Raw genomic sequence first — 10,097 nt, forward strand, 5'->3', positions numbered from 1 at the left:
CACGCCCAAGGCCTGGTCGAACGGCCCTCGTGGGGGTGCCGGTGTCCGGGCGGGCATGGGGAGTCGGCGAGGAAGAGGGTGACCATGCGGTTGATGTAGTGGAACGTCACCACGACGCCGCAGAGTCCCGGCGCCTGGGCGTCTGGGCGTCTGGGCGTCTGGGCGTCCGTGAACGGGAGAGGGGCAGTGCTGAGGGTTGGGCTTTGCGGGCTGTGGAGTCCGGCTGTTCTGGCCCACTCGGCGACCGGGGAGAACGTCATGTCCGGCGGCAACCATCATGCACACCACCGCCCTGGCCATGCGTCCCACCACACCCCGGCCCCCTGACACCAGGCGACTCACTCAGCCTGCTACCCCCCGCACCCCTACCCCCCGAACTCGCATGGGCCCAGGACAACCCACCCATCGCCAAAGCCCTCGCCCTCATCCTCGCCCGGCAGGAATGAACGAGACGGCTGACTTCACCAGCAGTCCCGCCAGGCGCCCGGGATCACACGCGCCCCAGGGTGTGTTTGGGTGTAATGTCGCATTTGGCCGCGCCGACTGTGCCACCCCGCCGGACGACGAAGAAGGCATTCCGTCCTGCGCGCCGCTCGGCCGGCTGAAGGATCACCGAACTCACCTTTCACATCCGCCAGGCGGAAGGGTCTGCCATGAGCAAGGTCACCACGAGCGACGGCACGAGCATCTTCTACAAGGACTGGGGTCCGCGCGACGGCCGGCCGATCGTGTTCCACCACGGCTGGCCGCTCAGCGCCGACGACTGGGACAACCAAATGCTGTTCTTCCTCGCGGAGGGCTATCGCGTGATCGCCCATGACCGTCGAGGACATGGGCGTTCCTCCCAGAGTCCGAGCGGTCACGAGATGGACACCTATGCCGCCGATGTGGCAGCGGTGACCGACGCTCTGGACCTGCGGGAAGCCGTCCACATCGGCCACTCCACCGGCGGTGGCGAGGTCGCCCGGTACGTGGCGCGCGCAAAGCCGGGACGGGTCGCCAAGGCAGTCCTGGTCGGAGCGGTGCCACCGATCATGGTGCGAACGTCGGCCAACCCCGGCGGCCTGCCCATCGAGGTGTTCGACGGCTTCCGCGCGTCCCTCGTCGCCAACCGTGCGCAGTTCTACGTGGACGTTCCCTCAGGGCCGTTCTACGGGTACAACCGGCCCGGCGCCGAGGTATCCCGGGGAGTGATCGACAACTGGTGGCGCCAGGGCATGCGGGGAGCCGCCAACGCCCACTACGAGTGCATCAAGGCGTTCTCCGAGACGGACTTCACCGAGGACCTCAAGGCGATCGACGTCCCCGTCCTGGTGGCGCACGGCACCGACGACCAGATCGTGCCCTACGACGACTCGGCGCCGCTGTCGGTCGAGCTCCTCAAGAACGGCCGGCTCAAGAGCTACGACGGTCTGCCTCACGGCATGCTCACGACGCACCCCGAGGTGCTCAACCCCGACCTGCTGGCGTTCGTCAGGGAGTAGGCAGCGTAGGCAGCGCTCCTTGGACCGTCGGCCCCCGGGCCCGGCCTGACGACCCTGGCCCGTGAGCGGAGAGCTCGCGCAGGGCGTCATGGAACTGCTCGGAGTCCAGGCCGGGCAGGACCCTCACGTCGAGGGCGAGCAGCGCCATGGCGATCGCGAAGATGCCGTCGGACAACGTGATCGCCCTGGTCCCCTTCCCCACGTCCATCCTCGCCGAGTGCGGAGCACGTGAGCCGTGGGCGGTGGTGATGTACGCCGCGACCATCTGCCTCATCGACCTGCTGCAGCTCGCCATGTTCGCGACGCTGAAGGGCCGGCACGGTGTCCACGCCGTGGGCGAGTGGCGGGACACCGCGGCAGACCTGATCGCGACGATCGCGGTGTTCGGAGCCTCCGCACCCATCGCCTTCTTCGCCCCGCAGGCAGCCATGCGGTGCTGGCTCGCCCCTTTCCCCGTCAAGGCCGCCCTCGGCCGGCAGGAACGGCTCCGGAGCGCCCGGCGGGACAGCTGAGACCCTGGGCGACGGGTACCTCGCGCTCGGCGGACGCCCCGTTACGGCGCGTCCACCAGGATCCGTCCGTCGGCCGGGGTACGTGAGGCGAGGCCGTTGGCGTAGAAGGATTCGACGCGGGACTGCTCCGTCGCGTTCGGGACCGAATTCCTGCAGCTGGTCCCGGCGCTCGAGCCCGACATCAGCTGGGAGCACGGGCCGGGCTTGGTGTCCGGCAGGCCCAGGCTGTGGCCGATCTCGTGAGCGGCGATGCGGGTCTTGTCGTGCCCCTGGGTGACCGCCTGGCTGCCCAGTTCCACCCGGGCCTGGCCGCCCGGGCGGACCGGGCCGAGTGTGGCCTGCGGCCAGCCGCTCGTGGCCACGATCTGGATCTCGGCGCGCGCGCCGGGCGCGGCCTCGACCAGCTTGACGTTGTCGACGTTCGCGTTCCACGAGGCGACCCCTGCCGCGATCGCCGCCTCCCAGCCGCCCGCGCGACTGTCGTCGTAGCGGAGTGTCACCACGGCTGCCGCGCCTTCCGTGACGTGTGGAGCCGGCGCGTGCGTGGCGCTCGCCGCCGTGACAGTGGTCAGGGTGATCGCCGCGGCGATGCCGGCCGCCTTCAGCGCTATCGAATTCAGCATTGCTGTCCCTTCACTCATGGGGGGCTCGGCTCCGGGCGGAGCCGAGAGTGCGCGGATCCGGTTGCCCGGCAACCGGCTTGGATACAGGGCCAGTTGCCGAACCTTCGGGAGCCGCAGAACCTATGCCCACTACAAGCCTTTCGCCATGCACCTGTCACTCTGGACAGGCCGGAAACTGCTGGCACGGATCGCAACGCGGCAGCACCTTCCCGTACCGGCCTGTTCACCCCTCACACGGCCATGGCCGGATGGGACCGGTCTCCCACGGGTGAGGAACGGGAACGGTACGCCCGCGGCGCGGCGGCGGCGCCGCGTGCCGACGGGCCGTTCCGTACGCTGGGTGCATGCGCATGCGCCCCACTCTGAGCTGGACCCCCACCGAGGAAGTGTCGCCGGGCACCACCGATCTGGAGCCGGTCGCCGACGCGCTGAGCAGTGGCGACGTGCTGGTGCTGAGCGGGGCGGGCATCTCCACCGAGTCGGGCATCCCCGACTACCGGGGGGAGGGCGGAAGCCTGAGCCGGCACACGCCGATGACGTACCAGGACTTCACCGCCGACGCCCAGGCCCGTCGCAGGTACTGGGCGCGCAGCCATCTCGGCTGGCGCACCTTCGGCAGCGCCCGCCCCAATGCCGGGCACCGGGCCGTGGCCTCGTTCGAACGGCACGGCATGCTCTCGGGCGTGATCACCCAGAACGTCGACGGCCTGCACCAGGCCGCCGGCAGCGAAGAGGTCGTGGAACTGCACGGAAGCCTGGACCGGGTGGTCTGTCTCTCCTGCGACAGCCTCAGCCCGCGCCGCGAGCTCGCCCGGCAGTTGGAGGAGGCCAACGAGGGCTTCGCACCCGTGGCCGCCGCGATCAACCCGGACGGCGACGCCGACCTCACCGACGAGCAGGTCGGGGACTTTCGCGTGGTGCCGTGCACCGTCTGCGGCGGCATTCTCAAACCCGACGTGGTGTTCTTCGGGGAGGCCGTGCCCGCCGAGCGGGTCGAACACTGCCGCGCACTGGTCCGCCAGGCCGCCACGGTGCTCGTCCTGGGCTCCTCACTGACCGTGATGTCCGGGCTCCGGTTCGTCCGCCAGGCGGCCCAGGCCGGACAGCCCGTGCTGATCGTCAACCGGGATGCGACCCGGGGCGACCGCCACGCCGTCACCCGCGTCGCACTCCCGCTGGGGACGGCCCTCACCACCCTGGCCGGCCGGCTGGGCGTCCCCGTCGACGACGGGTCGACCGGAACCGGGTGATGTCGACTGGAACCGGGTGATGTCGGCCAGGATTTACTCCCGATATAGATGCTTTTGAGTTGGTTTCCCGTGCACTCAGTCGGGAACTCGCAGTGAGGCGGAGCGCAAGGTTCCGCCTCGTGCAGCACCCGTCGTTCTGGAGATTTCATGTCAGAGCAGCGCAAGAATCCGTTCGCCACCGTCGATCCGTACACCGGAGAAACCCTCGCGGAGTTCCCGGCCATCGAGGGCGCGGAGGTGGACGCAGTCCTGGAGACCGCGGGCGACGCCTTCGACGCGTGGCGGAAGCGGAGCATCGAGGAACGTGCCGCGCTGGTCGGGCGCGTCGCCGGGCTGATGAAGGAGCGCAAGGAGACCTTGGCGCGCCTGATCACCCTGGAGATGGGCAAGCTGATCTCCGAAGCCCGCGGAGAGGTGGATCTCGCCGCGTCGGTCCTCGCGTACTACGCGGAGCACGGCCCCGCTTTCGCGGCCCGTGAGCCGCTCGACGTCGAGGGGGGCGAGGCGTATCTCGTCAACGAGCCGCTCGGGGTCCTGCTCGGCGTCATGCCCTGGAACTTCCCGCTCTATCAGGTGGTGCGCTTCGCGGGGCCCAACCTGGTGCTGGGCAACACCGTTCTCGTCAAGCACGCCGGGATCTGCCCCCAGTCCGCGCTCGCCCTGGAGGTGCTGTTCCGCGACGTGGGCGCGCCCGAGGGCGTCTACACGAACCTGTTCGTGAGCCACGACGAGATCTCGCGCATCATCGACAGCCCGGTGGTGAAGGGCGCCTCGCTGACCGGCAGCGAGCGGGCCGGGGCCCGGGTAGCCGAACGGGCCGGGCGCAAAGGCATGGTCTGGGTCAACCACCCGACCTCTACCCAGCCCGACCTGCCGTTCGGCGGGATCAGGCGCTCCGGCTACGGACGGGAACTCTCGAAGCTCGGCATGCAGGAGTTCGTCAACCGCAAGCTCGTGCGTGTGCTCCCGCCCGACGCCGAGCTGAGCGGCATCGCGGGCTGAGGAGCTCTCTCGGGGCAGTACCGCGCCCGATCCCCAGGGCCGCCCTCCCGCCCGGCCCGCCGTGCCCGCCGCAGGCGGACCGGCACGGCCACCCGTCCCGTACACCCCTCTCACCGCCTTCCGAGGCGTCGACACCAAGGAGTCACCGTGCCCGCAGTACCAGACATCACCCTCAACAACGGCGTGTCGATCCCCCAGCTCGGCTTCGGTACCTTCCAGATCCCTCCGAAGGAGACCCGCGAGACCACGCTGGCCGCTCTGGAGACCGGATACCGGCACATCGACACGGCGGAGATGTACGGCAACGAGAAGGAGGTCGGTCAGGCGGTCCGCGACTCCGGGCTCGACCGCGCCGACGTCTTCGTGACGAGCAAGCTGAACAACGACGCGCACCAGCACGACGAGGCGCTGCGGGCGTTCGACCGCACCATGGAGGAGCTCGGTCTCGAGTACCTGGACCTCTTCCTCATCCACTGGCCCCTACCGGGTTCGGGGGACTTCGTGGAGACCTGGAAGGCCCTGGAGAAGATCTACCGGTCCGGACGGGCCAAGGCGATCGGGGTCTCCAACTTCCAGCCGAACCACCTGCGCCGGCTCCTGGAGAGCAGCACGGTGGTGCCCGCCGTCAATCAGATCGAGGTGCATCCCTACCTCACCCAGGACGCCGTACGGGCCTTCGGCGCCGAGCACGGCATCGCCACGGAGGCCTGGTCGCCCATCGCCCAGGGCAAGGTCCTCTCGGACCCGGCGATCACCCGCATCGCCGAGCGGGTGGGCCGGTCGGCCGCGCAGGTGACGCTGCGCTGGCACCTCCAGCGCGGGGACATCGTCTTCCCCAAGTCCGTGACGAGGAAGCGGATCGAGGAGAACTTCGCGCTCTTCGACTTCGAGCTCACCGAGGGCGACATCGGTGAGATCTCCGCCCTCAACCGTGACGAGCGCACCGGGCCCGACCCGGACACGTTCAACGGCTGACCCGGGCGTCAGGTGGTTCGCGAGCCCGTCCCCGGGCAACGTTTCCGGGGGCGGGCCTTCGTACGGCCGCCGCGGGCGTGGCCGACTTCGCCCGGTGGCTCGCGACCGAGGACGAGGACGGCATCGCCCGGCTGTGCACCATGGTCGGCGCGCTCGTACCGGCCCGCGCCACCAAGAGCTCCCCGGTCTCCGAGGAGATCCTCACCGCCGCGCGAAGCGCTGACGGACGCCGGTTCGGCTCAGCGCCTCCACCACCCGCCCAACGGCCGTGATCGCACGGGGGGTGCGAATCCGCGGGGCTACGAAGCGAACTTCCGCAGGTCCGCCGCCAGCGAGCTGACGGCCGCGGGATTGCGCGGGCTCTCGACCAGATCCACATAGTCGAGGACGACGATCCGGTCGTTCTTGATCGCGGAGACGTTCGCGAGCGGCTTGTAGGACTTCAGGAACGTGCGCTTCTGCTCGGCGCCGGTGTCCCCGTAGTTGTTGATGACGATGACCTCGGGGTCGCGGTCGACCACCGTCTCCCAGCCCACCGTCGTCCAGCTGTCCTTGAGGTCCTTCATGATGTGGTCGCCGCCGGCCTTGGTGATGATGTCGTGCGGTCCGGCGTACGCGCCCGAGGTCAGCGGCTTGTCCTTCCCGTCGTCGTACAGGAAGACACGCGGGCGGTCACTCCCCTTCGGTGCCTTCGCCTGTGCGTCGGCGACCTGCTTCCGGAAGGACGCGATGAGGGTGTCCGCGCGGTCCTCGACGTCGAAGATCCTTCCGAGGTTCCGCAGGTCGGTGTAGAGCGCTTCGAGGGGCGGCATGACTCCGCGGGCCTTGCCCTGTCCGTTACGACACGATTCGCTCAGCAGGTACGAGTCGACGCCCACGCGCTCCAGCTCGGCGGGGGTGAAGCCCTCGCCCTCGTTGAAGCCGTAGTTCCAGCCGGCGAAGACCAGGTCGGCGCGGGCGTCCAGGACCAGTTCCTTGTTGATGCGCTCCTTGGAGAGCCACGTGGTCTTCTTGTAGCCGTCCTTCCACGGGACGGACGTCATGTCGCCCTTGTCGTCGGGCATCACGTATCCGGCCATGTGGTCCTCGAGTCCGAGGGCGAACATGATCTCGGTGATGCCGACGTCGTTCGTCACGACGCGCCGGGGCGCCTTCTCGTAGCTCTTCTTCTCTCCGCAGTTCTCGACGGTCACCGGGTAGTGCCGGTCCGCCTTCGCGCTGTCGTTCTTCCCGTCCGACTGCGGCGTGACGTCCGCTCCGCAGCCGGTGAGAGCCAGGGCGGCGGCGAGGACGAGGGCTGCGGGACGCAGGGGGTTCGGCATGGTGGCTGGGGCTCCTCAGAGGGTGGCGGGGCGAGGCCGGGGGAGGTCGAAGATCAACTGGAGCGCGCCTGTCTCGGGGTGGGCGACGCGGTGCGCCCGTACGCCGAAGACCTCGGCCAGGAGCTCGGTGGTCAGGACGTCGTACGGGGCTCCGGAGGCGACGATCCGGCCGCCGTCGATGACGTGGATCAGGTCGCAGTGGAGGGCCGCGAGGTTGAGGTCGTGCAGCGCGGTGAACACGGTCAGGCCGCTGCCGCGGACCAGGGCGAGGATTTCCAGCTGGTGGGCGATGTCCAGGTGGTTGGTGGGCTCGTCGAGCACCAGGACCCGGGGCTGCTGGGCGAGAGCGCGGGCTATCAGGACGCGCTGCCTCTCGCCGCCGGAGAGGGTGAGGAAACCGCGTTCGGCCAGGTGGGCCGCGCCGACCCCGTCCAGTGCCTCGACGCAGCGGCCGCGGTCCTCGTCGGTCACCCGGGCCATCGGGCCCTGGTGCGGCAGACGCCCCATCGCCACGATCTCGGCCACGGTGAAGTCGAACTCCGCGACCGCGTCCTGCGGGAGGGCGGCCAGGCGGCGGGCGCCCTCACGGCTGCTCAGGGCGTGGAAGTCGTCACCGCCGATACGGACCGTGCCGGACGAGGGGCGCAGGGCCCGGTAGACGCAGCGCAACAGCGTGGACTTCCCGCTTCCGTTGGGGCCGACCAGGCCGACGAGCTGCCCCTCCCCCGCCCCGAGGGTCGCCTCGTCCACCAGGCGTGCGCCGGCGGTCTCGACGGTCAGCGCGTCGACGTCGATCCGCATCAGATGCCTCCGAAGGTGTAGGACCTGCGGCGCATCAGCAGGATGAAGCAGGGCACGCCGATGACCGCGGTGAGTACGCCGACCGGGAGTTCGGCCGGGGCCAGCACCACGCGGGAGAGGATGTCCACCCAGACCAGCAGCACGGCTCCCGCGAGCGGTGCGACGAGCAGGACCTTCCGGTGGTCGGCGCCGACCAGCATCCGTACGGCATGCGGGACCATCAGGCCGACGAAGCCGATCGCTCCGCTCACCGCGACGACCGCCCCGGTGACGGCCGCCGAGACCAGGAAGAGCTCCTTGCGCAGCCTCCCGGGGTCGACCCCGAGGGCGGCGGCGGTCTCGTCCCCCATGGCGAGGGCGTTGAGGCGCCGGGCCGACCAGCCGAGGTGGGCGAGGCCGACGAGCACCGCTCCGGCGGCGATCGGTACGGAGGCCCAGTTGGCGCCGCTCAGGCTGCCGAGCAGCCACATCATCGCGGAGCGGGCCGCCTCGCCGCGCTCGGCCGCGAACACCATGAAGGTGGTGACGGCCGAGAAGCCGTAGTACATCGCGGTGCCCGTCAGGACGAGCCGCAGCGGGGTCAGTCCGCGTTCGGTGCGGGCGACCGCGTACACGAGCAGCATGGCGAGCAGGGCCGAGGCGAACGCCGCCGTGGACAGGGCCCAGATACCCAGCGCTCCCAGCACCCCGAAGATCAGTACGGCGTTGGCGCCGACCGCCGCGCCCGAGGAGATGCCGAGCACGAACGGGTCCGCGAGGGCGTTGCGGACCATGGCCTGGACGGCGACCCCGACGGCCGACAGCCCGGCACCGACGATCGCGGCCAACACGGCTCGCGACAGGCGCAGTTCCCAGACGATGGTGTACGCCGGCACCTCGCCGGGCCGGATGGCCCCACCGGTCAGGCCCGCCCACAGGTAGCGCAGCACCTCGGCCCAGGAGAGCCCTGAAGCCCCCAGGCCGGCCCCGCAGACGAGGGAGAGGGGAAGGGCGAGGCACAGGCCGACCAGGAGGAGCGGCAGGGGTACGCGCCGGGAGGGCGGCGACCCCCTACCGGCGCGGGACGGGCGCGCGGGCTTGGAGGGTATGCGGTCGACGGAAGTGGCCACAGGCCGGTCGCTTTCGCCTCGGGCCGTACGTCTGCGCAAGGAGGAGCAGCCCCGGACGGCGGACGCCCGCGCAGCGCCCTTCGCAGTCCACGGCGAATTGTCAGGAGCCTTCTCCGCCACGGGTGATCGGGCTTACGGAACTGGGAGTTCCGCCTACCGTTGCGGGTCAGCGCCGGACTTCGACCGGACTTCCCCCGCGGGGAAGTCGCAGCCTATCCGGTGACTGCGCCGGCTCTCGAGGGAGGGCGATCGGCGGCAACGGGGCTCGCTCGGCCGAGGCGGCGGGACCGGCCGGCGCACAGGTCTCCCCCGTCCGCGGATGGAGGGGTACGAGGGGGATGTCGGCGTCCGCGTCGGGGGCGAAGGTACCCGGCTCCATGAGCACCGGAAGCCGAGCCCCGTGCCCGTACACCTGATGGGCATGGACCAGCAGGGCGACCGGGGAGAGCGGGGCGGTCAATCCGGCTCCGCACCCCGCACAGACGACAGCGAACAACTGCCCTCCCCTGAGGCAGGGGGCATGGTCGCGGTCCGCCGGTGACCGGCCGACCCGTTTCCGTACAGCGACGTGCCGGGGCAGCGCGTCAGTCCCGGCGACGCGGCCCGGGGCCGCTGCTCCTTCCGTCGAGCGCCGTACGGCAGGATGAGGCCATGAGCGTAGTCAAGATCAATGTGCTGACCGTCCCCCAGGAACAACGCGAGACGCTGGAGAAGCGCTTCGCCTCCCGGGCCCACGCCGTCGAGAGCTCCGACGGGTTCGAGTGGTTCGAGCTCCTCCGGCCTGTCGAGGGCACGGACGATTACCTCGTCTACACGCGCTGGCGTGACGAGGCGTCCTTCCAGGCCTGGATGGAGGGTCCGATGAAGGCCGCCCACCAGGGCGGGGGCGCCGAGGGCGGCGAGCGTCCGAAGCCGGCGGCCAGTGGATCCACCGTGTGGTCCTTCGAGGTCGTGCAGCAGACCGGGCCGGCCGGCGCGTAGTGAGCTGTCGGGTGTCCTGCCCGGCCGCCGGCTGGGCA

The 10,097-nt window shown here is 70.4% G+C and carries 10 protein-coding genes, 1 pseudogene and 1 riboswitch; of the genes and pseudogenes, 7 read left to right on the top strand and 4 right to left on the bottom strand.

Going from position 1 to position 10,097, the window contains the following annotated elements:
- Positions 1-653: 653 nt before the first annotated feature.
- Together AMK21_RS30515 and AMK21_RS30525 are read left to right on the top strand one after the other, a co-directional pair.
- The gene (locus AMK21_RS30515) at positions 654-1,484 is read left to right on the top strand and encodes an alpha/beta fold hydrolase (protein ID WP_073882400.1); all 831 of its coding nucleotides are present in this window, start codon (positions 654-656) and stop codon (positions 1,482-1,484) included.
- 146 nt (positions 1,485-1,630) lie between these two features.
- On the top strand, positions 1,631-1,996 hold the full coding sequence (locus tag AMK21_RS30525) for a hypothetical protein (RefSeq protein WP_234422085.1): 366 nt from the start codon (positions 1,631-1,633) through the stop codon (positions 1,994-1,996).
- A 41-nt stretch (positions 1,997-2,037) separates the two neighbouring features.
- Here AMK21_RS30525 and AMK21_RS30530 read toward each other — a convergent pair whose 3' ends face one another.
- Entirely contained in the window at positions 2,038-2,619 is a 582-nt protein-coding gene (locus AMK21_RS30530) for a snapalysin family zinc-dependent metalloprotease (protein WP_073882402.1), read from the bottom strand.
- Positions 2,620-2,963: 344 nt separating this feature from the next.
- Between AMK21_RS30530 and AMK21_RS30535 the strand changes: the two genes are divergently transcribed.
- From AMK21_RS30535 to AMK21_RS30550, 4 genes and pseudogenes are all read left to right on the top strand, one after another.
- Positions 2,964-3,869, top strand: a complete 906-nt coding sequence (locus AMK21_RS30535; RefSeq protein ID WP_073882403.1) for an NAD-dependent protein deacetylase — start codon at positions 2,964-2,966, stop codon at positions 3,867-3,869.
- Positions 3,870-4,016: 147 nt separating this feature from the next.
- A complete protein-coding gene (locus AMK21_RS30540) occupies positions 4,017-4,871 on the top strand; it encodes an aldehyde dehydrogenase family protein (RefSeq protein ID WP_073882404.1) in 855 nt (284 codons plus the stop codon).
- 147 nt (positions 4,872-5,018) lie between these two features.
- The gene (locus AMK21_RS30545) at positions 5,019-5,846 is read left to right on the top strand and encodes an aldo/keto reductase (protein WP_073882405.1); all 828 of its coding nucleotides are present in this window, start codon (positions 5,019-5,021) and stop codon (positions 5,844-5,846) included.
- Positions 5,847-5,905: 59 nt separating this feature from the next.
- A pseudogene (locus AMK21_RS30550) lies at positions 5,906-6,118 on the top strand (TetR/AcrR family transcriptional regulator); the annotation flags it as partial.
- Positions 6,119-6,145: 27 nt separating this feature from the next.
- On the opposite strand, the gene AMK21_RS30555 reads toward AMK21_RS30550, so the two are convergent.
- Genes AMK21_RS30555 through AMK21_RS30565 form a run of 3 tightly spaced genes read right to left on the bottom strand, consistent with a single transcriptional unit; the run spans position 6,146 to position 9,078 of the window.
- A complete protein-coding gene (locus tag AMK21_RS30555; protein WP_073882406.1) occupies positions 6,146-7,168 on the bottom strand; it encodes an ABC transporter substrate-binding protein in 1,023 nt (340 codons plus the stop codon).
- 15 nt (positions 7,169-7,183) lie between these two features.
- Positions 7,184-7,969, bottom strand: coding sequence for an ABC transporter ATP-binding protein (locus tag AMK21_RS30560; protein ID WP_073882407.1), 786 nt, complete (start codon positions 7,967-7,969; stop codon positions 7,184-7,186).
- A complete protein-coding gene (locus tag AMK21_RS30565) occupies positions 7,969-9,078 on the bottom strand; it encodes a FecCD family ABC transporter permease (protein ID WP_073882408.1) in 1,110 nt (369 codons plus the stop codon). The genes AMK21_RS30560 and AMK21_RS30565 overlap by 1 nt, the downstream gene beginning before the upstream one ends.
- A 99-nt stretch (positions 9,079-9,177) precedes the next feature.
- A riboswitch (cobalamin riboswitch) is annotated at positions 9,178-9,318 on the bottom strand.
- A gap of 411 nt (positions 9,319-9,729) precedes the next feature.
- Here AMK21_RS30565 and AMK21_RS30575 point away from each other — a divergent pair.
- Entirely contained in the window at positions 9,730-10,059 is a 330-nt protein-coding gene (locus AMK21_RS30575; protein ID WP_073882410.1) for an antibiotic biosynthesis monooxygenase family protein, read from the top strand.
- The last annotated feature ends 38 nt before the right edge of the window (positions 10,060-10,097 follow it).

Source organism: Streptomyces sp. CB00316, assembly GCF_001905595.1.
Classification (GTDB): Bacteria; Actinomycetota; Actinomycetes; order Streptomycetales; family Streptomycetaceae; genus Streptomyces.